This is a genomic window from Microbacterium sp. NPDC055357, assembly GCF_053644835.1.
In genome coordinates, this window is the sequence record NZ_JBSHLZ010000004.1 from 172,472 (window position 1) to 196,999 (window position 24,528).

General features: G+C 69.0%; 25 protein-coding genes. 13 read left to right on the plus strand and 12 right to left on the minus strand.

Translation table 11 applies throughout. From position 1 onward, the window contains the following. The first annotated feature begins 58 nt into the window (after window positions 1-58). From tatA to lnt, 4 genes are all read left to right on the plus strand, one after another. Complete coding sequence (tatA, locus tag ACWICD_RS07775; protein ID WP_376126507.1) at window positions 59-319, plus strand: Sec-independent protein translocase subunit TatA; 261 nt, start codon at window positions 59-61, stop codon at window positions 317-319. A gap of 66 nt (window positions 320-385) precedes the next feature. Next, window positions 386-1,147, plus strand: a complete 762-nt coding sequence (gene tatC, locus ACWICD_RS07780) for a twin-arginine translocase subunit TatC (protein ID WP_454139841.1) — start codon at window positions 386-388, stop codon at window positions 1,145-1,147. Then, a complete protein-coding gene (locus ACWICD_RS07785; RefSeq protein ID WP_376126512.1) occupies window positions 1,144-3,579 on the plus strand; it encodes a DEAD/DEAH box helicase in 2,436 nt (811 codons plus the stop codon). Before tatC ends, ACWICD_RS07785 begins: the two co-directional genes overlap by 4 nt. An 8-nt stretch (window positions 3,580-3,587) precedes the next feature. Next, window positions 3,588-5,162, plus strand: coding sequence for an apolipoprotein N-acyltransferase (gene lnt / locus ACWICD_RS07790; protein WP_454139842.1), 1,575 nt, complete (start codon window positions 3,588-3,590; stop codon window positions 5,160-5,162). A 5-nt stretch (window positions 5,163-5,167) separates the two neighbouring features. Here lnt and ACWICD_RS07795 read toward each other — a convergent pair whose 3' ends face one another. The 4 genes from ACWICD_RS07795 to ACWICD_RS07810 form a co-directional block, all read right to left on the minus strand. Next, on the minus strand, window positions 5,168-5,539 hold the full coding sequence (locus tag ACWICD_RS07795) for an RNA polymerase-binding protein RbpA (protein WP_454139843.1): 372 nt from the start codon (window positions 5,537-5,539) through the stop codon (window positions 5,168-5,170). 117 nt (window positions 5,540-5,656) lie between these two features. Continuing rightward, window positions 5,657-6,439: a glycerophosphodiester phosphodiesterase family protein gene (locus tag ACWICD_RS07800; RefSeq protein WP_454139844.1), complete on the minus strand. Its 783-nt coding sequence runs from the start codon at window positions 6,437-6,439 to the stop codon at window positions 5,657-5,659. A gap of 1 nt (window position 6,440) precedes the next feature. Further along, window positions 6,441-7,505, minus strand: coding sequence for an SPFH domain-containing protein (locus ACWICD_RS07805; protein ID WP_376126106.1), 1,065 nt, complete (start codon window positions 7,503-7,505; stop codon window positions 6,441-6,443). Next, complete coding sequence (locus ACWICD_RS07810; RefSeq protein WP_454139845.1) at window positions 7,498-7,992, minus strand: NfeD family protein; 495 nt, start codon at window positions 7,990-7,992, stop codon at window positions 7,498-7,500. The genes ACWICD_RS07805 and ACWICD_RS07810 overlap by 8 nt, the downstream gene beginning before the upstream one ends. 122 nt (window positions 7,993-8,114) lie before the next feature. Between ACWICD_RS07810 and ACWICD_RS07815 the strand changes: the two genes are divergently transcribed. Both ACWICD_RS07815 and ACWICD_RS07820 read left to right on the plus strand, forming a co-directional pair. Beyond that, on the plus strand, window positions 8,115-8,879 hold the full coding sequence (locus tag ACWICD_RS07815) for an SDR family oxidoreductase (protein WP_376126100.1): 765 nt from the start codon (window positions 8,115-8,117) through the stop codon (window positions 8,877-8,879). 2 nt (window positions 8,880-8,881) lie between these two features. Then, window positions 8,882-10,861: a S9 family peptidase gene (locus ACWICD_RS07820; RefSeq protein WP_454139846.1), complete on the plus strand. Its 1,980-nt coding sequence runs from the start codon at window positions 8,882-8,884 to the stop codon at window positions 10,859-10,861. A gap of 53 nt (window positions 10,862-10,914) precedes the next feature. On the opposite strand, the gene ACWICD_RS07825 is transcribed toward ACWICD_RS07820, so the two are convergent. Continuing rightward, complete coding sequence (locus ACWICD_RS07825) at window positions 10,915-11,472, minus strand: HdeD family acid-resistance protein (RefSeq protein ID WP_454139847.1); 558 nt, start codon at window positions 11,470-11,472, stop codon at window positions 10,915-10,917. A 109-nt stretch (window positions 11,473-11,581) separates the two neighbouring features. Further along, window positions 11,582-12,502 (minus strand): AEC family transporter, encoded by a 921-nt coding sequence (locus tag ACWICD_RS07830; RefSeq protein ID WP_376126091.1) that lies wholly within the window; start codon window positions 12,500-12,502, stop codon window positions 11,582-11,584. 15 nt (window positions 12,503-12,517) lie between these two features. Here ACWICD_RS07830 and ACWICD_RS07835 point away from each other — a divergent pair, with 15 nt between their 5' ends. After that, window positions 12,518-12,787, plus strand: coding sequence for a type II toxin-antitoxin system VapC family toxin (locus tag ACWICD_RS07835; protein ID WP_454139848.1), 270 nt, complete (start codon window positions 12,518-12,520; stop codon window positions 12,785-12,787). A gap of 177 nt (window positions 12,788-12,964) precedes the next feature. Then, on the plus strand, window positions 12,965-13,513 hold the full coding sequence (locus ACWICD_RS07840) for an OsmC family protein (RefSeq protein ID WP_454139849.1): 549 nt from the start codon (window positions 12,965-12,967) through the stop codon (window positions 13,511-13,513). Window positions 13,514-13,576: 63 nt separating this feature from the next. Here ACWICD_RS07840 and ACWICD_RS07845 read toward each other — a convergent pair whose 3' ends face one another. Next, window positions 13,577-14,122, minus strand: coding sequence for a dihydrofolate reductase family protein (locus tag ACWICD_RS07845; RefSeq protein ID WP_376126084.1), 546 nt, complete (start codon window positions 14,120-14,122; stop codon window positions 13,577-13,579). 240 nt (window positions 14,123-14,362) lie between these two features. Between ACWICD_RS07845 and ACWICD_RS07850 the strand changes: the two genes are divergently transcribed. From ACWICD_RS07850 to ACWICD_RS07860, 3 genes are all read left to right on the plus strand, one after another. Next, complete coding sequence (locus tag ACWICD_RS07850; protein ID WP_454139850.1) at window positions 14,363-16,432, plus strand: M14 family zinc carboxypeptidase; 2,070 nt, start codon at window positions 14,363-14,365, stop codon at window positions 16,430-16,432. 89 nt (window positions 16,433-16,521) lie between these two features. Then, window positions 16,522-16,959 carry an alternative ribosome rescue aminoacyl-tRNA hydrolase ArfB gene (gene arfB, locus ACWICD_RS07855; RefSeq protein ID WP_454139851.1) on the plus strand — a complete coding sequence of 146 codons (438 nt, stop codon included), beginning with the start codon at window positions 16,522-16,524 and terminating at the stop codon, window positions 16,957-16,959. Between the two features lie 67 nt (window positions 16,960-17,026). Continuing rightward, window positions 17,027-17,782 carry a hypothetical protein gene (locus ACWICD_RS07860; RefSeq protein WP_376126076.1) on the plus strand — a complete coding sequence of 252 codons (756 nt, stop codon included), beginning with the start codon at window positions 17,027-17,029 and terminating at the stop codon, window positions 17,780-17,782. Window positions 17,783-17,791: 9 nt separating this feature from the next. Here ACWICD_RS07860 and ACWICD_RS07865 read toward each other — a convergent pair whose 3' ends face one another. Then, the gene (locus tag ACWICD_RS07865; RefSeq protein WP_376126073.1) at window positions 17,792-18,049 is read right to left on the minus strand and encodes a DUF6458 family protein; all 258 of its coding nucleotides are present in this window, start codon (window positions 18,047-18,049) and stop codon (window positions 17,792-17,794) included. 144 nt (window positions 18,050-18,193) lie between these two features. Between ACWICD_RS07865 and ACWICD_RS07870 the strand changes: the two genes are divergently transcribed. Beyond that, window positions 18,194-18,778, plus strand: a complete 585-nt coding sequence (locus ACWICD_RS07870; protein WP_454139852.1) for a dihydrofolate reductase family protein — start codon at window positions 18,194-18,196, stop codon at window positions 18,776-18,778. A 3-nt stretch (window positions 18,779-18,781) separates the two neighbouring features. On the opposite strand, the gene ACWICD_RS07875 is transcribed toward ACWICD_RS07870, so the two are convergent. From ACWICD_RS07875 to ACWICD_RS07885, 3 genes are read right to left on the minus strand one after another with little or no spacing between them, the layout of a single operon-like run. After that, window positions 18,782-19,543, minus strand: a complete 762-nt coding sequence (locus ACWICD_RS07875) for an SGNH/GDSL hydrolase family protein (RefSeq protein ID WP_454139853.1) — start codon at window positions 19,541-19,543, stop codon at window positions 18,782-18,784. A 19-nt stretch (window positions 19,544-19,562) separates the two neighbouring features. Then, window positions 19,563-20,897 carry an MFS transporter gene (locus tag ACWICD_RS07880; RefSeq protein WP_454139854.1) on the minus strand — a complete coding sequence of 445 codons (1,335 nt, stop codon included), beginning with the start codon at window positions 20,895-20,897 and terminating at the stop codon, window positions 19,563-19,565. Between the two features lie 29 nt (window positions 20,898-20,926). Then, window positions 20,927-21,958, minus strand: a complete 1,032-nt coding sequence (locus tag ACWICD_RS07885) for an LLM class flavin-dependent oxidoreductase (protein ID WP_454139855.1) — start codon at window positions 21,956-21,958, stop codon at window positions 20,927-20,929. Window positions 21,959-22,032: 74 nt separating this feature from the next. On the opposite strand from ACWICD_RS07885, the gene ACWICD_RS07890 reads away from it, so the two are divergent. Beyond that, on the plus strand, window positions 22,033-22,671 hold the full coding sequence (locus ACWICD_RS07890) for a phosphoribosyltransferase (RefSeq protein ID WP_454139856.1): 639 nt from the start codon (window positions 22,033-22,035) through the stop codon (window positions 22,669-22,671). On the opposite strand, the gene ACWICD_RS07895 is transcribed toward ACWICD_RS07890, so the two are convergent. Next, entirely contained in the window at window positions 22,661-24,334 is a 1,674-nt protein-coding gene (locus ACWICD_RS07895) for a DUF885 domain-containing protein (protein ID WP_454139857.1), read from the minus strand. The two genes, ACWICD_RS07890 and ACWICD_RS07895, sit on opposite strands and share 11 nt — an antisense overlap. Window positions 24,335-24,528: the final 194 nt, after the last annotated feature.

Below are 24,528 nucleotides of genomic sequence, written 5' to 3' on the forward strand. Positions count from 1 at the left end.
GTCGCATAAAGTCGGCGGGGTTACACTGGGGCGACGACATCCTGGAAGAAGGACACTCATGGGAATCCAAGGCTGGCAGTGGCTCCTCATCCTGGCCGTGATCCTTCTGCTCTTCGGCGCGGCCAAGCTCCCGGCGCTCGCCAAGAGCATGGGCCAGTCGGCTCGCGTGTTCAAGGGCGAGATGAAGGCCATGAAAGAGGACGACAAGGCGACGGACTCCGCGACGACCAGCTCCGTCGCCGATCCGTCCCACTCTGTACCTGCATCACCGACCGAGAACTCCTCGAATTCGGGTGGGGCATCCAACCCCAAGCAGTAGTCGTCCGTGGTGACGGCTGAGCAACCGCACGCACGCGGACGCAGACCTTCGCGCCGTGACCGGCGGATGTCCCTGGGCGGCCATCTCGTCGAACTGAAGAACCGCCTCATCATCTGCGCCGCGGCGCTCGTGGTTGCGATGGTGGTCGCGTTCCTGATCACCGATCCGGTGCTTCACGTCATCACCGAACCCATCCGCATCGTCGCGGAGTCGCGCGGTGACGCGTCGCGCGTCGAGCTGATGTACAGCACCGTCACTTCGGGATTCGACCTCAAGCTCCGGATGGCCTTCGCGATCGGCATCCTGCTGTCCGCACCGATCTGGCTCTGGCAGATCTGGGCCTTCATCATGCCGGGGCTTCGCCGCAAGGAGATCATCTACACGGTGTGCTTCGTGTGCGCGGCCGTGCCGCTCTTCTTCGCCGGATGCGCGACGGGCCTGTATGTCATGCCCAACATCGTGAAGCTGATGGCCGAGTTCGTGCCCGAGGGGGCTGCGGCCTTCTACGACGCCATCTACTACTACGACTTCGTCTTCAAGCTGCTCGTGTTCGTCGGTGTGGCCTTCGTCCTGCCGATCTTCCTCGTCGCGCTGAACGTCGCCGGGGTCATGTCGGGCAGGGCGATCCTGAGGGGATGGCGTGTCGCGGTGCTCATCGCGGTCACCTTCGCCGCCATCGCCACGCCGCCCGCCGACGTCGTCACGACGCTCTTGCTCGCCGGCATCCTGATCCTGCTCTTCTTCGCCGCTGCGGGGCTGTCCATGCTGTTCGATCGGCGCAATGCCAAGCGCAACGCCACGCTGCTCGATCCGGAGGCACAACCATGAGCGACGTCGGTCCCGCCGAGCGCTATGCGCGGGCGCGCGAACGGTCTTCACGCGAGCGTCACAGTCCCGTGACGGCGGCGTTCGCGCAGGCGCAGCGCTTCGAGCTGGATCCGTTCCAGATCGCGGGATGCGAGGCACTCGAGGCCGGGCGCAGCGTTCTCGTCGCCGCACCCACGGGGGCGGGCAAGACGATCGTCGGCGAGTTCGCCGTGCACCTGGCGATGCGCGAGCCGGGCGACAAGGCGTTCTATACGACGCCCATGAAGGCCCTGTCGAACCAGAAGTTCCGGGAACTGCAAGAGGTCTACGGCGCCGACGAGGTGGGGTTGCTCACGGGCGACACCAACATCAACGGCAATGCGCGCGTCGTCGTCATGACGACCGAAGTGCTGCGCAACATGCTGTATGCCGACTCGCCCGCTCTGCGGGGCCTGCGCTTCGTCGTGATGGACGAAGTGCACTACCTCGCCGATCGCTTCCGCGGGGCGGTGTGGGAAGAAGTCATCATCCACCTGCCGCCCGCCGTGCGGCTCGTGTCGCTGTCGGCGACCGTGTCCAACGCCGAGGAGTTCGGCGACTGGCTCGACACGGTGCGCGGGGACACCGAGGTCATCGTCTCCGAGACGCGCCCCGTGCCGCTCGAGCAGCACGTTCTCGTGCGCGGTGACCTGCTGCCCCTCTTCGACGATCGGGCCGGGATCGCGACGGCGCAGGTCAACCAGGAGCTGCTGCGCATCCGGTCTGCGAAGGGCCCGGCGTTCACCGACCGTCGCCGAGGCCAGCGGCGTCAGCCACGCCCGCGGGACGCGCAGCGCGTCGAGCGGATCGACCGCCCCGAGGCGGTCGAGCTGCTGGGCCGGGCGAATCTTCTGCCCGCGATCTTCTTCATCTTCAGCAGGGCGGGCTGCGACGCCGCCGTGCAGCAGGTGCGTCGCGGCGGCGTGCGGCTGACCTCGCACGAGGAGCGTCTCGAGATCCGTGCGATCGTCGAAGAACGCACGCGCACGCTCCTCGACGAGGACCTCGAGGTGCTGGGGTACTGGCAGTGGCTCGACAATCTCGAGCGAGGCGTGGCATCCCACCATGCCGGTCTGCTCCCGGCGTTCAAGGAAGTCGTCGAGGAGCTGTTCCAGCGCAAGCTCGTCAAGGTCGTCTTCGCGACCGAGACGCTCGCGCTCGGGATCAACATGCCCGCCCGCACCGTCGTGCTCGAGAAGCTCGAGAAGTTCAACGGCGAAGCACGCGTCGCCATCACGTCGGGCGAGTACACGCAGCTGACCGGTCGCGCGGGGCGTCGCGGAATCGACGTCGAGGGGCACGCCGTCGTGCAGTGGACCGAGGGTCTGGATCCGCAGGCCGTCGCCGCCCTCGCCTCGCGACGGACGTATCCGCTCAACTCGAGCTTCCGCCCCACCTACAACATGGCCGTCAACCTGATCGATCAGTTCGGGCGCGCCCGCGCACGGCAGATCCTCGAGTCGTCCTTCGCGCAGTTCCAGGCCGACCGCGCCGTCGTGGGGCTCGCCCGCCAGGTGCGCGAGCAGGAGCAGTCGCTCGCCGGCTACGAGAAGTCGATGACGTGCGATCGCGGCGACTTCGCCGAATATTCCGGCATCCGTCGCGAGCTGAGCGACCTCGAGAAGCTCAACCGCAAGGACGCCACGGCCTCGCGGGCGACGCGCGACAAGCGCCAGCGCCAGATCTCGACCCTGCGCACACGCATGCAGCGGCACGCGTGCCACTCGTGTCCCGAGCGAGAGGACCATGCGCGCTGGGCGGAGCGGTATTGGAAGCTCAAGCGCACCGTCGGCAAACTGCGTCGCCAGATCGAGACGCGCACGGGGGCCGTCGCCCGTGTCTTCGACCGCGTCGTCGACGTGCTCAGCGAGCTCGACTACGTGCGGATCGAGGACGACGGCTCGACGACGCTCACGGGCGCGGGCCGTACCATGCGGCGCATCTACGGCGAGCGCGACCTGCTCGTGGCCGAGTCGCTGCGCCAGGGCATCTGGGAAGAATTGGATGCCGCCGCGCTGGCGGCGCTCGCGTGCTCGATCGTGTACGAGCCGCGCCGCGACGATGCGATGGCGGGGGAGCACGACCTGCCCCGCGGTCCCTTCCGCCAGGCTTTCGCCGACACGCTGACGCTGTGGCAGCGTCTGGACGATCTCGAGCGCGCGCACGAGTTGCCGGGATCCGAGCCGATCGCTGCGAGCCTTGCCCGCGCGATGGCTTCGTGGGCGAACGGGCTGCCGCTGGAGCGTGTCCTCGATCAGGCGGACATGGCGGCGGGAGACTTCGTGCGCTGGGCCAAGCAGACGATCGACCTGCTCGACCAGCTCTCGCTCGTGGCCGACGCGAAGCTCGCCCGCACGGCGCGCAAAGCCCTCGACGGCGTACGGCGCGGCATCGTGGCGTACTCGTCGGTGTGAGCGTTCGAATGCCGCCGACGCCCCGCACCCGCCCGCTGCTGCCCCTGTGGGCCGCGATCATCGTGTCCGCCGCGGGTGGCGCCATCCTCGATCTCGCCTTCCCGTCGGTCGGCTGGTGGCCGCTCGCGTTCGTCGGCGTGGGTCTGTCGCTCGTCGCGCTCATCGGCCGCGGCGCTTGGAGTGCGCTGCTGGTCGGTCTCGTGTTCGGCGCGTCGTTCTATCTGATCCACATCATGTGGATCACGCGCTACCTGGGCGTCGTCCCGTGGTTCGCCCTCTCGGGCATCGAGACGCTCTTCATGGGGGTCGGGTCGATCCCGATCGCGCTGGCCTACCGATGGATGCCGCGGGCCCTTCCCGGGCGCTGGTGGCGCCTCATCGGGCTTCCCGCGCTCGTCGGCGCGCTGTGGACGGGGCGCGAACTGTTCATGGGTTCCTGGCCGTACACGGGATTCCCGTGGGGGCGCATCGGGATGAGCCAGTCCGAGAGCCCGCTCGCGCACATCACGTCGTGGGTCGGCGTGGCCGGCCTCACGTTCCTCATGGTCTTCTTCACGGCGGCCGTGATCGAGTGGGTCCGGCTGCGGCGCTTCCGCGACGTGCGCACGGTGATCCCGTCCGCGGCCCTGGCCGTGCTGCTCGTCGCCGTCCCCGCCTTTCCCACGGCGGCTGCGGGCGACCTGAGGGTCGGCGCCGTGCAGGGCAACGGCCCGTCGGGATACTTCGACGAGCGCCCCCGCAACGCGGTGCTGAACGCTCAGCTCGCGGCATCCGCTCCGCTCTTCGGGGAGGACATCGACGTGCTGCTGTGGCCCGAGGGCGGGATCGACTCGGATCCGCTCGCGAACACGACGACCGCCTCGGTGCTCGACCGCCTTGCCGCGCAGGTCGACGCGCCGCTCATCGTGAACGCCGCGACGCAGCGCGGTGACGACACGTTCAACACGTCGATGCTGTGGGTGCGGGGCGAGCGCGCCGTGCAGCTGCACGACAAGGCCAACCCGGTGCCGATGGGGGAGTACGTACCCGACCGGTGGTTCTTCGAGGCCATCGCGCCCGATCTCATCGGGCTGATCCAGCGCGAGTACACGCCGGGCTCGAACGCACCCTTCTTCGATCTCGATGGGATCGGCGTCGGGCTGGCGATCTGCTTCGACGTCATCTACGACGACGTCATCTGGCGGGGCGCGCGCGAGGGCGCCGAGGTGTACATGTTCCAGACGAACAACGCGGACTTCCGCGACACCGACGAGAACCTGCAGCAGCTCGCGTTCGCGCGTATGCGGGCGATCGAGACGGGGCGCGCCGTCGTGAACCTCTCCACGGTCGGAACGAGTCAGGTCATCGCGCCGGACGGCTCGACGATCGACGGCCTGCCGGCGGGCGAGGCAGGGCACATGGTGACCGACGTGCCGCTGCGGACGGGCTTCACGCCCGCCGTCGTCGTGGGCGGCTGGGTGCAGCTGGTCGTCGGCTGGGGCGGGCTCGTGGCGCTCATCGCGCTCGGCGTCGCGAACCTCGTGTCACGCCGCTCAACAGCGACGACGCCGGCCCGAGGAGGGGCCGGCGTCGCACAGGTCTGATTCGATCAGGCGCTGATCTTCGTCTCACTCGCACCACGACGGGCGCGGATGAAGGCGAGACGCTCTTCGAGGAGCTCCTCGAGTTCGGGGATGGTGCGTCGTTCGAGGAGCATGTCCCAGTGCGAACGGGGAACCTTCTCTCCCGAACGGTCGACCGTGGCGGTCGTGTCGCCGATTCGACGGAGAGCCTCGGCGCCGCAGTGGCGGCATTCCCAGGCATCCGGCACTTCGGCGTCGACCGCGAAGGTCATGACGGTGTCACGCTCGCACGACGAGCACGCGTAGGCGTGCTGTGCGCGCTCATGAAAGACGACGCCCTCTTCGCTCTGTAGGCTCTGGGCGCCGAGGCGAATGCCGCGCAGGCTGCGATCTGCCATTGTGTGTGGTCCTCTCGACGGATATCAGGTCTAACGTCCTGACCTGGGTGGATCATCCGAACGGAGGCCTTCGGGGAGCCTTTCACAGTGGATGCTCAGCGGGTGCCTCAGAGACGCTCAGGCGAGGACGTCCAGAGCGATGTCGGCGCGGTCGGTGACGATGCCATCGACGCCCAGATCGACCAGGCGGATCATCGCGTCGGGGTCGTTCACGGTCCATACGTGCACCTCCACACCGAGCCGGTGCGCGGCCTCGATGAAGCGGGGCGTCACGATGCGCACGCGCCCGTGCTGCTCCGGCACCTGCAGGGCGTCGATGCCGCGCAGGCTGCGCGAGACGACGGCGCGCGCGCGCAGGCGCACCCCTGCCACGACCCGTGTGATCGTCTCGCGGCCGGCAGAGGTCGCCGGCGTGGTGTCGCCTCCGGCAGCGGCGATCGCGGCGAGCACGCGCCGGCGACGGGCGTCTGAGAAGCTCGCCACGAGCACACGGTCGGCATGCGGGGCTATCGCCGCGCCCATCGGTTCGGCGGCGGCTTCGGCCTTGACATCGAGGTTGAACCTGACGGTGGGGAAGGCGTCCAGCGCCTGCGCGAGCGTGACGAGTCCGCCGCGCTCGGACATGATCGTCTCGAGCTCGATCGATGTGACGTCCGCGATCTTGCGCGGGTCGCCCGTCACCCGAAGCAGGTCGTCGTCGTGGAACAGCACGACGACGCCGTCGCGAGTGACGTGGCAGTCCGATTCGACGATGTCGACGCCGGCCGCATGGGCGGCGGCGACGGCAGCGAAGGAGTTCTCGGCGACACCCAGGGCGGCGCTCTCGGGCGTCAAGAGCCCGCGATGCGCCAGCACGCGGGGCCGCACACCGGCGAAGAACGGGTGCCGGCTCGCCGTCACGTCACTCGTCCGCCGGCCGGCGGGTGGGCATCTCGGGGGATCGGGCTTCCGAGGCGATGTCGTCGGCCGCCGAGGCGGCCTCGCGTGCGGCGGCGACGGCGGCCGATGCCGCATCGCTCGCGCTCGACGTCGTCGACCGGGTCGTGCGCGGCCGCGGTGTCGCAGCATCCGCTCGTCCGCCGAAGGCGTTGCCGATGCCCTTGAGCGCCTCGGTGAGCTCGCTGGGGATGATCCAGAGCTTGCTCGACGAGCTCTCGGCGATCTTGGGCAGCGTCTGGAGGTACTGGTAGGCCAGGAGCTTCTCGTCGGGCGCGCCGGCGTGGATCGCGTCGAAGACCATCTCGATGGCTTCGGCCTCACCCTGGGCGCGCAGGACAGCGGCCTGCTTGTCGCCCTCGGCGCTGAGGATCTCGGCCTGACGCCGACCTTCGGCCTCGAGGATCTGCGACTGCTTCGATCCTTCGGCCGTGAGGATCGTGGCGCGACGCTCGCGCTCGGCGCGCATCTGCTTCTCCATCGAGTCCTGGATCGAGTGCGGCGGGTCGATCGCCTTGAGCTCGACGCGGTTGACGCGCAGGCCCCATTTGCCGGTCGCCTCGTCGAGGACGACGCGCAGCTGCCCGTTGATGTTGTCGCGGCTCGTGAGGGCCTCTTCGAGGTTCAACCCGCCGACGACGTTGCGCAGCGTGGTCGTCGTGAGCTGTTCGACGGCGCTCAGGTAGTTGGCGATCTCGTAGGTCGCCGCGCGCGCATCGTTCACCTGGAAGTACACGACGGTGTCGATCGAGACGACGAGGTTGTCCTCGGTGATGACCGGCTGCGGCGGGAACGACACGACCTGCTCGCGCATGTCGACGAGCGGGCGGAGCCGATCCACGAACGGGACGAGCAGGTTGAGGCCCGGCTGCAGGGTGCGCTGATACCGACCGAGGCGTTCGACGACGCCCGCGTAGGCCTGCGGCACGATGCGGATCGAGCGGAAGACCACCACGATCACGAAGATCACCAGGACGACGAGCAGGACGATCACGAAGATCTGCCCGATGAACGCTCCGGGGTCAACCATCGGGGTTCCTTTCGATAGGGGAGGGGGATGCCGCAGGGCCGACCTCGACGGTCGCGCCGAGGACGGCGAGCACGACCGCCCGCGAGCCGACGGCCAGGGGGGCCGACGCGTCGTCGGGGAGCTTCGCGGTCCAGGTCTCGCCGTTGTCCAGTCGTACCGAGCCGAAGCCGTCGACGAAGGGTGCGACGACGCGTGCGCCCATTCCGTACAGGGCGTCGACGTTCGTGCGCGCCGGATCGGCGCCGCGATGGAGGAGTCTGAGCAGCAGCGGCCTGATCGTGAAGAGCAGCAGCGCGGACAGCGCCGCCGCGAGGGCGATCTGCAGCCACCAGGGCCCGCCGAGCAGGTTGACGCCGAGCCCCCCGATGAGGGTTCCGGCCGCGAGCATGAGGAACGTGAACTCGAGCGTGAGCACCTCGATGACCACGAACAGCAGCGCGAGCACGAGCCAGGCGATCCACAGGTACTGCGTCAGATCCGGCAGCATCGCCACCCCCTCGGTCGCATGAGGGAACACTATCAACCCGAGGCCGTGCGAGGGCCGGTTGATAGGGTCGACACGTCCTTTCGAGCGACGCCCACAGCCCCATCCCGTCCAGGAGCAGCACCATGTCCCAGATCCTCGAAGCCGGCTCCTTGAGCGGCAAGACCGCGCTCGTGACGGGTTCTTCCCGCGGCATCGGCGCCGACACCGTGCGCTATCTCGCCGAGGCGGGCGCGAACGTCGTCATCAACTTCCGCAACAAGGCTCCGCGCGCCGAGAAGCTCGCGACGCAGCTGCGCGAGCTCGGCGTCGAGGTTCTCGTCGTCGGTGCGGATCTGACCGACACGGATTCGGTGAACGAGATGTTCGCCGCCGTGCAGCGCACCTTCGGAGGCCTCGACATCCTCGTGCTCAACGCCTCGGGCGGCATGGAGGCGGGCATGGCAGAGGACTACGCACTGCAGCTCAATCGTGACGCGCAGGTGCGAGTGCTGGATGCCGCGCTGCCGCTGCTCGGCGAAGGCTCGCGCGTCGTCTTCGTCACGAGCCACCAGGCGCACTTCATCCGCACGACGCCGACGATGCCCGAGTACGAGCCGGTCGCGCTGTCCAAGCGCGCGGGCGAGGACGCCCTGCGCGCGCGGATCCCCGAACTCGAGGCGAAGGGCATCGGATTCGTCGTCGTGTCGGGCGACATGATCGAGGGCACGATCACCGCGACGCTGCTCGAGCGGGCCAACCCGGGCGCGATCTCGTCACGTCGCGAGTCGGCCGGGCGTCTCTACAACGTGTCCGAGTTCGCCGCCGAGATCGCCCGGGCGGCGGTCGATCCTCTTCCCGATGACCACACGCGGCTCATCGGCGACACCGACTCGTTCGCGAAGGAGTGAGCATGCGGGCCACCGACATCGACAAGCTCATCGCGGTCGGTCGGCCCGACATCGCCCGCGACGGGTCGTTCGCGGTCTTCGCGACCTCGCGCCCTGACATCGAGGCGAATCGCGACGTCGGTCAGCTGTGGCGGGTCGACCTGCCGCAGGGCACCCCGCGCCGCCTCACGCGCGGCGTCGCCGACACGGCGCCCGCGCTCGCGCCCGACGACACCCGGATCGCGTTCCTGCGCGGTGACGAGAATGACCGGCCGCAGATCTTCGTCGTCGCGGCAGGTGGCGGAGAACCGGTGCAGGCGACGGACGCACCGCTCGGCGTCTCGGAGTTCGCGTGGTCGCCCGACGGCGCGCGACTGGCCTTCACGGCGCGCGTGCCGGAACCGGGTCGCTACGGCACCGTCGAGGGGCTGGATGCCGCGGCCGAGAGTCCGCGGCGGATCACGGGCGTGCGCTGGCACGCGAACGGCCTCGGCTATCTCGCCGATCGGCCGGCGCACGTCTTCATCGTCGCGGCGCCCCTGGTCGACAGCGAGCCGTTCTACGAGCCGGCGCCCACGGTGCTGCCCGACGGCGCAGAGCCTGCGGTCCGCCGGATGATCCCCGGGGAGCCCGCGCAGCTGACCGAGGGCGCGGCCTCTCACAGCGGGATCGTCTTCCGCGGAGAGAGCGTCCTCGCGGTCGTCGACGAGATCGAGCATGATCGCCGCGATCTGCGCTCGCGCATCGTCGCGCTCACGCCCGGCGAAGCGACGCGCGATGTGCTCAGGCCCGACACGGGCCTGTCGGTCAACGATCTCGCCGTGGCTCCCGACGGCACCGTGTTCGTGCTGGCGTCGGACGCGGGGGAGTCGGGCGTCGACTTCGTCGCTCCGGGGGTCGCACTGTGGATGCTCGGTGCGCGCGAACCGCGGCGACTCACCGATCCCGAGACGATCGACCTCGGTGAAGTCGGCAGCCACATCGGCTTCGACGGCGATGATCTGCTCGTGCAGGATCGCAGGCGTGGACGCGTGCGGCTGCTTCGCGTGACGCGATCGGGCGACGTATCCGAGATGCTCGGCGGCGACGTCGCCGTCGCGGGCCACGCGGCGGGCGCGGGGCGGATCGTCGCGGCTGTCGCGACGCCCCAATCGTTCGGCGAGCTCTTCGTGCTCGGTGATGGTCCAGCGCGCCCTCTGACGGCGTTCGGCGCCGCGGTCGCGGCATCCGGGATCGTGCTGCCGCGTGAGCTCACGGTCGAGGGTCGCGACGGCACGCCCGTGCACGGCTGGGTCGCGACGCCCGAGGGGGAGGGGCCGTTCCCCGTCATCCTGCAGATCCACGGTGGGCCATATGCCGCGTACGGCATGCATCTGTTCGACGAGACCCAGGTGCTCGTCGACGCGGGCTACGCCGTCGTGTACAGCAACCCGCGCGGCTCGGCGGGATACGGGCGGGCGCACGGGCGCAGCATCCGGGGCGCGATGGGCACTGTCGACCACCAGGACGTCATCGACTTCTTCGAGGGCGCACTGGCGGCCGATTCGCGGCTCGACGCGTCGCGCGTCGGCATCATGGGCGGATCGTACGGCGGCTATCTGACCGCCTGGATCATCGCGCACGACCACCGGTTCGCGGGCGCCATCGTCGAGCGGGGCTTCCTGGACCCGACGTCATTCCAGGGGACGAGCGACATCGGGTCGTTCTTCGGAGACGAGTACGTCGGCGTCGATCCCGTGGACATCGCCCGGCAGAGTCCGCTCGCCGCCGTGGGCGACGTGCGCACGCCGACGCTCGTCATGCACGCCGAACTTGACTACCGGTGCCCTCTCGAGCAGGCGACGCGGTACTACTCCGCGCTCAAACGGCAGGGGACACCGGCCGAAATGCTCATCTTCCCGGGGGAGAACCACGACCTGACGCGTTCGGGTCGTCCGCGGCATCGGGTCGAGCGGTTCGGCGCCGTGCTCGGCTGGTGGGAGCGGATGCTGCCGGCTCGGTGAATGCGAACGGTCCCCGGCGTGCGCGCCGAGGACCGTTCACACGAGAAGCCGTGTCAGGCGATGCTCTTGAAGGTGAAGGCGCGGATGACCTGCACGATTCCCAGCACCACGAACGAGATGCCCAGCAGCAGCCAGAGCACCATCGAGCCCCACAGCGGCGAGAACAGCAGGACGATGCCCGCGATGATGCTGAGGATCGCGAAGAAGATCGTCCACGCCTTCGATGCGGCGTCGGCGAGGGTCGTGAGCGAGATGACGCCCTCGATGATCCAGGCGATACCGACGAACAGGCCGAGGAACAACGCGAACCAGGCCGTGGCGGTCGCGAGATTCAGCAGCGCCACGATGCCGGCGATGATGTACAGCACGCCGAGCAGGATGTGGCCGACACGCGACCATCCGCCCTTCGTCTTGGAGAAGATGCCGAGACCCGCGTAGACGAGGCCCGCGGCGATCGCGTAGATGGCGATGATCGCGACGACGACGAACGCCGTCCAACCGGGCCAGACGAGGATGAGGACGCCGGCGATCACGGCGAGGAGGCCGCCGAGGCCGAGCGCGGTGCGAATACCGTTGACGGCCGACTTCGCGACAGGGGTTTCCGTGGACATGGGAGTGTCCTTCCTGGGAGATTCCTGGAATAGGGGCGCCTGAAGTCTAGACCCTGACTTCAAGGTTTGATGCGGTGCGACGCAGGGCGTGTCGTGGCATCCGTTCGCGTCACGCGAGGAGGAATGTCGCGAGGAGGATGACGGGCACGCATCCGACCGTTGTGAGGAAGATCGTGTCGCGTGAGATGGTCTCGCCGACGTTGTAGCGCTGCGAGTAGTTGAAGACGTTCTGGGCGGTCGGAAGAGCGGCCAGAACGACGACGACGAGCACGTCGAAGTCCGGCATGCCGAAGACGAACTTGCCCACCGCCCAGGCGACGACGGGCATGACGACGAGCTTGAGGGCCGTCGCGAGCACGATGTCGCGGCGTCGACCCGACGCGCCGAGCACGCGCTGGCCGTACAGCGAGATGCCGTAGCTGATGAGCAGCACCGGCACGCAGGCGTTGGCGACGAGGATCGCGGGCTCCATCACGATCGGAGGCAGCTCGAGTCCGCTCACCGAGACGAGCGTGCCCAGCACCGAGCCCAGCACGATGGGATTGACGGCCGTGCGCCCGAGCGTGCGCCACAGCGACGCGCGCCCCGAACTGACGGCGTCGAGGATCGTGAGCGAGATCGGCGTGAAGATGAGCAGCTGCAGCAGGATGACCGGCGCGGGGAACGCGGCGCTGCCCAGCAGGTACAGCGAGAGCGGGATGCCGATGTTGTTCGAGTTCACCTGGCCCGCGCTCAGCGCTCCGATGAGGGTTTCCCCGACGGAGCGGCGCCAGGTCAGGCGCGCGATCACGACGTAGACCGCCATGACCGCGAGGGCGGCGATGGCCGAGACGGGCAGCAGTGCGGAGAAGAGCATCGCGACGTCGGCCTGTGCGAGCACGACGAAGAGCAGGAACGGTGACAGGACGAAGAACGTCAGGCGCGCGAGTACCGGCCGCGCGTGCTCGCCGAGCAGATCGATGCGTCCCAGGATCCAGCCGACCAGGATCGCGACGCCGACCACGACGAATCCCGTCAGCGAGTCGAGCATGATTCGAGGGTAGGGGTGCCAGGAGCCGGGGCTGCAATCGCGTCCCACTCGGTGACGCGTCGACGCAGGCGAGGATTTCTTCCTGGCCTGGTGGCTATCATCGCCGTCGACGACACTCAGGCTGCGCTGGCATCAGCCGCGTGGCGTCGTTTCGGTAAAGGGCGACACGAAGCCGGCCTCACCTTCGGCGACTGCTTCTCGTACGCGTTGTCACGGCATCTCGGCGTCCCTTTGCTCTACAAGGGTCAGGACTTCTCGCGCACCGATGTCGCTTCCGCGATGTAGCCGATAATGCACATTATGTCAGTACGCGGATGACGTCTTCCGTTGCGTGCGCTCTCCCACGCAACTCGCGCTGCGGGTTCTCATCGTCCAATGGTCCGTCCGCGAGTAGCCTGCGGTTGTGACCTCGTGTTACCGATCGCGCGCTTCCTCACGGTGGTCAGACCTAACGTGACCGATATGACTCTTCTCGACACCTCCGCCGCTCAGACCACCGCCGATGACCGTGCCGCACGACTCACCGCCGCCAGCGCCTCCTGGAACGGACGCATCGCTGCCGACGCGAACAGTGCCCGCCTCACTTACCGTGTCAGCGGAGAAGGATCCGGCTCGGTTGCGAGCGTCATCCGCGCGGGCAAGCATGAGTTCGTCGTCGACGAGCCCGCAGCGCTGGCTGGCGACGACGTCGCGGCCAGCCCCGTCGAGTACGCCCTCGGTGCGCTGATCTCGTGCCAGATCGTCGTCTACCGCCTCTATGCGCAGGCGCTCGGCATCCAGGTCGATGACATCCGCGTCGACGCCGAGGGCGACCTCGATGCGCGTCGGCTGTTCGGCATCGACGAGACCGTGCGCGCCGGGTTCAGCGATGTGCGCCTGAACATCCGCATCGACGGTCCCGAGACGCAGGAGCGCTACGACGAACTGAAGAACGTCGTTGACGCGCACTGCCCCGTGCTCGACCTCTTCGCGAACCCGACGCCGACCAGCATCACCGTCGCGAAGGGCTGATCGGCCGCCTCTCCCCCGTGTGGACGATCATCATGGTCGCATGACGTCGGTCGTCATTTTCGTTCATCGATTCGGGACGTAGGTGAGCGCGACGGCTCCCGAGTCGAACTCCACGCGACCCACGAGCGCGAGATCCAGCGGTGCGGGCAGCCCGTCGAACAATCGCGGACCGTGTCCCGCGATCCGCGGCAGCACGATGAACTCGTACTCGTCGATGAGGCCCCACCCCGCCAATGCCGTCGGAAGCGTCACTCCACCCGTGTAGAGGCTCTCGCCGGGCATCTCCTTCAGCCGCTGTACTTCCCGTCGCAGATCGCCGCGAAGAAGCTGCGCATTCCAGTCGACTGAGGTCAGAGACGAGGACACGACGAACTTCTCTGCGGCACCGATCGTCTCCGCGAACGGGTGGGTCCATTCAGGCATGTCGTCCGATATCGGGGCCCGCCAGGCACCCTCCATCATCTGATAGGTCACGCGACCGAGGATCAGGGCGTCGGCACGTGCGATGATGTCCGTCGCGTAGCGGTGGCTTTCCGGATCGGGAACCCCCTCCCGATGGTCGACGCAGCCGTCGAGCGTGACGTTTATGGAGTACCTGAGCGTGCGCATGCGAGGAGACTACGATGCGGATGCTGCGCGATAAAGGCCGCGTGCGCAGCATCCGATCACGGCGAAGCCTCTGCCGCTGCTCGCCGAATTGCACAGCCGCTCCGCCCACGTACGAAAGATGACGTTCGGAGACGTCGCGTATCGCCGTGTTACGAGCGCCTTGAGCCGACTTCGCCGCGCTCCCTAGCGTGACGAGGGCGCTCCTCCCCCTGAGCAGCGACTCGAGAAAAGGACTCCCCCATGTCACGCCACTCCACCCGTGTCACCGCGCTCGCGGCCACGGCCGCACTCGCCGTCGGCGGCATTCTGATCGCGCCCGGCGCGGCATTCTCCGCCGAGGACGACGACGTCCGACTCTTCACGCTCGACGGCGACGACAGCGCGGCTGCGGGTGACCTGGACGTCATCGGATCCGACGCGCACGGCCTCATCGTGCTCGGCGACGCGAGCACCGAGGCACTGCTCGCGGACCGCGGCGTCACGCCGGTCGCCGTAGCGCCGTACGCCGCAACGATCGGCGGCGACACTGCAGCCGTCTTCCGCGCGGCCCGCTCCGCTGTCGCCGCGACGAACTACCCGGTTCCCGAGCGTCTCTCCGGCACGGAGTACGAAACGTACTTCGGCGGATACCGCACGGTCGATGCGTACACCGAGTTCGCGCACGACATCGTCGAGGCCTACCCCGAGGTGGCCGAACTCGTCGACTTCGGAGACTCGTGGCTGAAGACCCAGGACCGCGGCGGCAACGACCTGCTCGCCGTGCGCCTCACGGCCGACGTCGCCGACCAGCCCGCGCCGACGGACGGGCAGGAAGGTCGTCCGCGCTTCGTGCTCGTCGCCCAGGCGCACGCGCGCGAGGTCATCACGAGTGAGCTCGCGTGGCGCTACGCGACCGAGCTGCTCGACGGCTACGGCTCCGACCCGCAGGTCACGGCACTGCTGGACAGCACCGAGGTCTGGATCAACTTCCAGAACAACCCCGACGGTGCCGAGCTCGTCGAAACGGCGCTCGCGACCTCTCCGGTCAATGCCAACGGTGACGCCACTCCCCCGAACACGTCGAAAGCGTGGCAGCGCAAGAACGTCAACGACACGCTGTTCGCGCCGACCAGCGACAGCTGGAGCAGCCAGCAGCCGGGTGTCGACCTGAACCGCAACTGGGGCTTCCACTGGGCCGAGGCCTCGACGAGCTCGAACCCCAACGCGGGCACCTACACGGGTGTCGCACCGCACTCCGAGCCCGAAATCCAAGCACTCTCGGGCCTGCTTACCGACCTGTTCGGCTCGTTCACGGCAGAGAACACGCAGGCGGCGCCGGATACGCGCACCGGCACGTACGTCAACCTGCATTCGTACTCCGACTACGTCATCTACCCGTACGCCTACTCGGCCACCGATGCCGTTCCGAACCTCGAACCGATTAAGGCGAACGCGTTCCGCCAGTCGTACGCCAACGGGTTCGCCACGGGCAAGGCGGGTGAGATCCTCTACAACAACTCGGGCAACGACATCGACTGGATCTACTCGCAGCTCGGTGTGCCCGCGTACACCTACGAGATCGGCACGTCGCGCACGGGCGGATTCTTCCCGTCCTACACCCGCGTCGACGAGTTCTGGAACAAGGTCGCTCCCGGCATCCGCTATGCGGCCGAAGCCGCCTACCAGCCCTACACCGCGAGCCTGGGCGGGGTGATCGACCACGTCGCGGCTGATCGCGCCGAGAACGGCGATATCACGATCACCGGTGTCGCCAGCGATGACCGTTACGGCGCCGAGCCGCGGTCGGCCGAGCGCCGCCCGGCCGTCACCGACATCGTCGCCGTCGAGGCGGCGCTCGCCGCCGACCGTGCGTCGATCGGTGAGACCGCGCCGCTCACGCTCGACGGCACGGGGCACACGGTGGGCTTCGCCGGCAGCATCCCCCTCACCGCCGACAACGCCGACGATCGGTCCGTGTTCGTCAGAGCCAAGAACGGCAGCGGTCAGTGGGGTCCGTGGCGCGCAGCCGTCGCGCCGGCGCAGCTTCCCGTGACGGTCGAGGTCACCCCGCGCACTCTCGCCGGCAAGGGCTATGTGTCCATCGCCGTGACCAACGACGCGGACGTTCCGGTCGACGTCGTCGTGACGACAGCCTTCGGCGGCAAGTCGTTCGCGAAGGTCGCGCCAGGCAACACGGCGGCTGTCTCGGTGAACACGCGCCTCGTGCAGGTGCCGGCTCACTCGATCGACGTCTCTGTCTCGGGCGTGGTCAACGGCCGCGCCGTCACCGAGACCGATTCGACCTGGCACCCGGCGTACAGCACGCGCTGACGCCGACACCGAAGGGAGGGGTGCGCACCCGCGCGCCCCTCCCTCTGGCGTTCGGCACCGTGCCCACGCGGCAGGGGGATGATGGATCCATGCCCGCCGCTCACCGCCCCGGTCTTCGGGTCGACTCGAGGATCACGATTCCCGAGTCCGAGCTGTCGTGGCGCTTCTCCCGATCGTCCGGTCCCGGCGGGCAGGGTGTCAACACCGCCGACTCCCGGGTCGAACTCGTCTGGGACGTCGCCGGCTCAGCCGTTCTCTCGCCGCTCCAGCGCGAGCGGCTGCTCGACCGGCTGAGCGGGCGGCTCGTCAACGGCGTGGTCACAGTCGTCGCATCCGAGTATCGCGCGCAGCTGCGCAATCGGGATGCCGCGCGCACGAGGCTGGCAGAGCTCGTGGCCGACGCGGTTCGCCCGCCCACGCGTGCGCGACGCACGACGAAGCCGACGCGAGGCTCGAAGGAGCGGCGCCTGGCGCAGAAGAAGCGCCGCACCGACGTCAAGAAGCTGCGTCGTCCGCCCACGGACTGACCGTCGGTGGAGAGCGGTACCGTGCCTGGCGGCGGCGGCACTGCGACAGTGTGCGACGATGCTTGCGATGGACGAGACGACCCGAGAAGAGTTGCGGATGCTGCGTGCCCGCGCCTACGGGCGTGAGGCCGACATCGATGTCGACCCCTCGGCGCAGCACCGGCTCGAAGAGCTCGAGCGCCTCGCTCGACCGACGCAGCGGCGGACCGATACGGACGAGCACGTCGACACGACGGATCCCTCGCGAGAAGACGCGCCCGTCGTCGAGGTCGTACCGGCTGCTGCGGAGAGCTCCCTGCCGTCCGCACCCGGCGACGACATCCCTCCGCGGCCGTCACTCCCCCGGCGCACGCTCGCGCTGTGGATCGCCTCCGTCGTCGTCGCGCTGCTGGTGGGCGTCGCGGCGACGGTCGGGGTCTCCGGCATCTCGGCCCTCGGCGGCGGCAGCGTGCGACAGGTCGCGACGCTGCACGCGATCGACGATTTCGACTGGCCCGAGTTCGTCGGGGTCGCCGGTACGGGCTCAGCCGGCTACGACGACTTCTACGGCCTGACACCGCTGCGCCCCAGGGGCGGGTACTTCGCCGGCGGCGTCGAGCAGGAATGCCTGCTGGTGGTGTTCACCGAGGACATCGAGACGGGCGCCGAGTACCCGCAGGGCGGCATGTTCTCGGGCTGCGGCACGGGCGCCTTTCCCGCGACGCTGCAGTTCCCGGTCGATGCGGGCCTGCCCGACGAACTGCGGGAGCGGTTTCCCGAGGGCAGCGCCCTGCAGTTCGTCCTCGACGGCGACCGTGTCGTCGTCTTCTCCGACGCCGGATGAACCGGCGGGTCAGATCACGTCGTCGTCGGCCCGCGTCGTCCGACGCGTGACCTGCTCGCCCACCGTGGGATCGACCGAGGTGCGGGTCACGGAGTCGGTCTGCCGGCGACGGGCCAGCAGAATCAGCCCGATGATGAACACGAGCGCGCCCGCTCCCATCAGGATGTAGCCGATGAGGTCGAGATTCACCCACTCCACCTCGACGTTGACGGCGAACGCGAGGATCGCGCCGACGACGAACAGCAGTACTCCGGCACCGATGCTCATGATTCTCCCTCCCGGAACGCGTGACGTGTTCCGTTCTCGACCGATCGTCCGGGATGCCGCACGTCACGCCAACCGCTTGACAGGCCGTCCGCCGGTCGATTAGGGCGCGGTCTCGTGTCGGCGGCGGGCGCTAACGTGTCCGCCATGACGCGCGCCATCTTCTCCACCGCGACCACGCTCAACGGCTTCATCGCCACCGACGACGACTCGCTCGACTGGCTCTTCGCGGCGCCCGGCGGCGAGGGCGGCGATGCCGATTTCCAGCGGTTCCTCGACGGCATCGGCGTGCTCGTGCAGGGGTCATCGACCTACGAGTGGGTCGTGCAGCACGAAGATCTCGTCGCGCACCCCGAGAAGTGGCCCGCGTATTACGGCACGAGACCGACTTGGGTGTTCACGACTCGCGATCTGCCGTCGATTCCCGGGGCTGATGTGCGCTTCGCGTCCGGCGATGTGCGGGAATCCTGGCCGGCGATCGTCGAGTCGGCGGGCGACCGCGACGTCTGGATCGTCGGGGGCGGCGACCTCGCGGGGCAGTTCGCCGACGCCGGGTTGCTCGATGAGGTCCGGCTCTCGGTCGCTCCTGCGACGCTGCGGTCGGGCAAGCCGCTGCTGCCGCGTGCCCTGGGCGCCGACGTGCTCGAGCTCGTCGCCGTCCGTCAGGCCGGTGCGTTCGCCGAACTCACCTACTCCGTGCGGCGGGTGCGCCCCACGGAGGAACCTCGATGACCCTCAGCCCGGCGACGGGGCGACCTCGGTCCAGGCGCCGAACTTCGGCTCGCGGCCGTCGCCCGACGAGGTGCCCGAGAGGCGGCGCCGCAGCCACGGGCCGACGTGCTCGCGATAATAGGCCGCGCCGCGTGCCCCCGTCGCCGCGGCGGTGGGCAGCGACCACCACTCCTGGGGCGGCTCGAAGCCGAGCGCCGTGAGCACGCGCGCGGCGACCCGGTGGTGCCCGCGCGAATTCATGTGCAGCCGGTCCTCCGACCAGTACGGCGCCGTGGACAGCTCGAGGTCGGGCCAGTTGAGGGCCCGGACGATGTCGGGTCGATCGGCGATGTGCGCGACGACAGCGGCCGACAGCACATCACCGCGCCGCTGGATGACCCGCCGCAGCGGCAGCTGTCCGGACGGGTTCGCGCCCGACAGCAGGATCAGCCGCACGCCCTCCTCGTCGCACCGGCGGATGACCCTGTCGAAGGCCGACAGCACGTGCGCCATGCTCGTGCGCGGGCGCAGCATGTCGTTGCCTCCGCCGTTGAACGACAGGTGCGTCGGCTTCAGGGCGAGTGCGGGTTCGAGCTGCTCGTCGACGATGGGCCACACGAGCTTGCCCCGGATCGCGAGATTGGCGTAGGAGATCGGTCGGCCCGCGGCATCCGCCCACCCTTGAGCTGCGAGGTCGGCCCAGCCCCGAACACGACCGTCGGGAAGGTCGTCGCCCACGCCTTCGGTGAACGAGTCGCCGATGGCGACGTAGCGAACGGAGGTCACCGCACCAGCGTACGGCCGCTCACCGGTCATCGAGTGCGCGTCCGCGCCGATCGACGAGACCCCACGCGGCGGCGGCCGCCACGATGAAGAAGACCGCGAACAGCACGAAGAGCAGCGGCGCCCCGCCCGCGAGGAGCAGCGGCGGCACGCTCAGCGGCGCGATGATCGACGCGATGCGCCCGACGCCGGCGGCCCATCCCGATCCGGTCGCGCGCAGCGACGTCGGGTACATCTCGGGTGTCACGGCGTAGAGCGCTCCCCACGCGCCGAGGTTGAAGAACGACAGCGCCATGCCCGCCGCGATCACGGCACCCTCGGTCGTCGCCGTGCCGAAGAAGACCGCCGCGGTGGCCGAGCCCACGAGGAACACCGACAGGGTCGCTCGGCGACCCCACACCTCGATGAGCCACGCGGCCACGGCATAGCCGGGCAGCTGCGCGAGCGTGATGATGAGGGTGAACCCGAACGAGCGCACGAGGTCGTAGCCCTGTGCGACGAGGATCGACGGAATCCAGATGAAGGCGCCGTAGTACGAGAAGTTCACGCAGAACCACACGACCCACAGGCTGAGGGTCCGCACGCGGAACTCCCGCGCCCAGAGCGCCCCGACACGCGACGAGAGCGAGGTCGCGACCGGGGCGTCCACGACGCTGAGGGTGACGGTCGGTGAGGCGACGCCGGCGGAGCGCTCGAAGGAGCGCACGATCTCGTCCGCACGCGCGTGCTTTCCGCGCCGGTTGAGCCACCGCGCCGACTCGGGGAGCCCCCACCGCACGATGATGGCGTAGGCCGCGGGGATGGCGCCCAGCGCGAACGCCCAGCGCCAGCCGTCATCCGAGCCGGGGATCACGAGGAAGCCGATGAGCGCCGCCGCAGTCCACCCCACGGCCCAGAACGCCTCGAGGATCACGATGAGCCGCCCGCGCATGCGCGCCGGGGCGAACTCGCTCACGTAGGTCGATGCGACGGGCAGCTCCGCGCCGAGTCCGAGTCCGACGAGGAATCGCAGCACGAGCAGCGCGGCCAGACCCCCGACGAGTGCGCTCGCCCCCGTCGCGAGGCCGTAGACGAGCAGCGTCGCGGCGAAGACCTGGCGGCGCCCGAATCGATCGGCGAGCAGGCCGCCGACACTCGCCCCGATCGCCATGCCGATGAAACCCACCGACGCGATCCACGCCGTCTCGCCCGGCTGCAGCGACCACTGCGCGGCCAGCGCCGCGATGACGAACGAGATGAGGCCGACGTCCATCGCATCCAGCGCCCAGCCGAGCCCCGACCCGGTGAGCACGCGCAGGTGACGCTTCGTGAACGGCAGTGCGTCGAGACGCTCGGGGATCGTGGCGGCATCGGTCATATCGTCATGCTACGGATGCCGCGCACGCCTCACGACAGCATGTCGCGCACGAGCGGGACGACTTTCGATCCGTACAGCTCGATCGAGCGCATCATCTTCTCGTGCGACAGCGTTCCCGTCGAGAACTTCATGTCGAAGCGCTGCACGCCGAGCGTGCGCACCGTGTCGGCGATCTTCCGCGCCACCGTCTCGGGTGAGCCGGCGTAGACGGCGCCCTCCGATCCGACGTCGTGCTGGAATCGCAGTCGGTTGTAGGCGGGCCACCCGCGCTCGCGCCCGATGGTGTTGTTGAGGGATTCGAAGCCCGGGTAGGCCTCGTCCCACGCCTGCTGGTCGGTTTCGGCGACGTGTCCCGGCGAGTGCACGCCGATCGGCAGCGTCTCGCGGCCGAACGATGCGAGCGAGCGGTGGTACAGGTCGACGAACGGGCGGAAGCGTCCCGCCGGTCCGCCGATGATGGCGAGCATGAGCCCGTAGCCGTATCGCGCCGTGCGGACGACGGACTCGGGCGATCCGCCCACCCCGACCCATGCCTTGAGGCCGTTCTCGGTCTTGGGGTAGACGTCTGCGTCCTGCAGCGCCGCGCGGGTCGTGCCGTTCCAGGTCACCGGCTTCTCGGTCATGAGCTGCGAGAAGAGGTCGAGCTTCTCGTCGAAGAGCACCTCGTAATCGCTCAGGTCGTAGCCGAACAGCGGGAACGACTCGATGAACGATCCGCGACCGAGGATGACCTCGGCGCGTCCGTTCGAGACGGCGTCGAGCGTCGCGAACCGCTCGTACACGCGCACGGGATCGTCGCTCGAGAGCACCGTCACCGCGGTTCCGAGATGGATCGAGGACGTGACGGATGCTGCCGCCGCGAGCACGATCTCGGGACTCGATACGGCGAACTCAGGACGGTGGTGCTCCCCCACGCCGAAGAACGACAGCCCGACCTCGTCGGCGCGGACCGCCTGGGCGACGACCTGCCGGATCGTCTCCGCGTCCGACACGGGCGCGCCGGTCTCATCCGTCGTGATGTCGCCGAACGTGTCGAGTCCGAACTGGATATCCGTGGTCATGCGTGCACTCCTTCATTCACATGAATGCAAACCGATCCCCTTGCCGGCGCATTCCCGCGGCGTAGAGTGGGCGCGTGGCCATCTTCGCGGATCGGGTCGATGCCGGCGAGCAGCTGAGCGACGCGCTCGCCACGTGGGCGCGGACGGATGCGGTCGTGCTCGGCATCCCGCGTGGCGGCGTCGTCGTGGCCGCTGTCGTCGCGCGGCGACTCCAGCTCCCCCTCGATGTCGCGGTCGTGCGCAAGCTCGGTGCTCCCGACCGCGAGGAATACGCCGTCGGCGCGATCGCCGAGGGCGTTCGCATCGTCCACGACGACGTCCTGCGGGACGGAAACGTGAGTGACGAGCAGCTCGCGAGCGTCGAAGCGCGCGAGCGGATCGAGCTCGATCGACGGAGCCGGGCGTTCGGGGCGGCGCCGCTCGACCTCACCGACCGCACCGTGCTCATCGTCGACGACGGCGTCGCGACGGGAGCGACGATGAACGCCGCCTGCCGGTCGGCGAAGGCCCGCGGCGCGGCGCACGTCGTCGTGGCGGTTCCCGTGGCGCCGCGCACGTGGCGACCGGATGCTGCCGCCGACGAGTTCGTCTGCCCGCATCGCGAGAGCGAGTTCTGGGCTGTCGGACCGTTCTACGACGACTTCACCCAGACGAGCGACGACGAGGTCATCCGGCTGCTGCGAGACGATCCGTCCGGCATGGTCAGCGACTGAGCGCCGAACGCAGCGTGTCCAGCCCCACACCGCCGACGTCGAGGGCGCGCTTGTGGAACGCCTTGATGTCGAACGCGTCGCCTTGGCGGGTGCGCACGTCGTCGCGCAGCTGCTCCCAGATGCGCTGACCGACCTTGTACGACGGTGCCTGCCCGGGCCAGCCCAGATAGCGGTTGACCTCGAACTGCACGAACTCGTCGGGCATGTTGACGTTGCTGCGCATGAAGTCGAGCGCGTAGTCGTGGTCCCATGTGCCCTGCCCGTCGAGCCGCGGCTTCTCGAGGTGCACGCCGATGTCGAGCACGACGCGGGCGGCGCGCATGCGCTGGCCGTCGAGCATGCCGAGCCGGTCGGCGGGGTCGTCGAGATAGCCGAGCTCCTGCATGAGGCGCTCGGCGTACAGTGCCCAGCCCTCGGCGTGGCCGCTCGTGCCCGCGAGCAGGCGGCGCCACGAGTTGAGCTGCGCACGGTTGTAGACCGCCTGCGCGATCTGCAGGTGGTGGCCGGGAACGCCCTCGTGATAGACCGTCGTCAGCTCGCGCCACGTGTCGAACTCGGTGACGCCCTCGGGCACCGACCACCACATGCGGCCGGGGCGCGAGAAGTCATCGGTCGGACCCGTGTAGTAGATCCCGCCTTCCTTCGTCGGTGCGATCATGCACTCGAGACGGCGGATCGGCTCGGCGATGTCGAAATGCGTGCGCCCGAGCTCGTCGACGGCGCGGTCGCTCGTCTGTTGCATCCAGGTCTGCAGCGCCTCGGTGCCGTAGAGCTTGCGCGACGGGTCCTGCTCGAGCAGGGCGACGGCCTCTTCGACGGATGCACCGGGGGCGATCTCGTTCGCGATCGCGGTCTGCTCGGCCACCATGCGGGCGAGCTCTTGGATCCCCCACTCGTAGGTCTCGTCGAGATCGATCGTCGCCCCGAGGAACCGACGCGAGTTGAGGGCGTAGAGCTCGCGACCCACGGCGTCCTTCTCGGTCGCGGCCGGCGCGAGCTCGGTCGAGAAGAAGTGGGCGAGGGCATCGTAGGCGACGCGCGCGGCGCCCGCCCCGTCGGCGATCTCGCGCGCGAGCGACGCGGGAAGCTGCCCGTCCGCCGGGGCCGCCTCGGCGGCGAACTCCGCGAAGAACCCGTTGTCGGCCGTGTAGCGCGCGATCTGGGTCACGCACTCGACGACCTGGCGACGCGCGGGCACGACCCCGTCGGCGATGCCGGTGCGCAGCGTCTCGATGTACCCGTCGATCGCGGCGGGCACGGCGCCGAGCCGCGTCGCGATCGTCGCCCAGTCCTCGGTCGTCTCGGTCGGCATGAGGTCGAACGTCGAGCGGATGTCCTGCACGGGCGAGGCGATGACGTTGACGTCGCGCAGGTGCTGCCGCGCCTCGTGCAGCTCGAGGTCGAGTTCGAGCTCGCGCGCGAGGTCTTCTTTCGTGACGGCGTCGATCTCGTCGGACGGCTCGGTGCGGCGCAGTTCCGCGAGCGTTGCCCGCGTCGCCTCGACACGGGCCTCGTGGCCGGCGGGTGAGAAGTCGGCGAGTCGGCCGTTGTGTTCGAACCGGCCGATGTAGGTCGCGACCGACGGGTCGAGCTCGGCATAGGCGTCCACCCACGCGTCGGCGATCTCGTCGATCGGGGTGGGGGTGCGTGCAGTGTCGGTCATGGCATCGAGCCTAGTGCGGGCGCAATCCTTGGTCTTTGGCGCCAGGGTATTGCCCGACTCCGCCAGTCGGCACGCTGGACGCCTATTCTACGGAACCGTCTGGTAAGGAGTCCAGGGAACAGCCTTGAGCGAGTATGAGCCCGAAGCTTGATAGTCGAGTCCCGTCCCCGACGTGCGGTAGTTGCCAGCGCCGC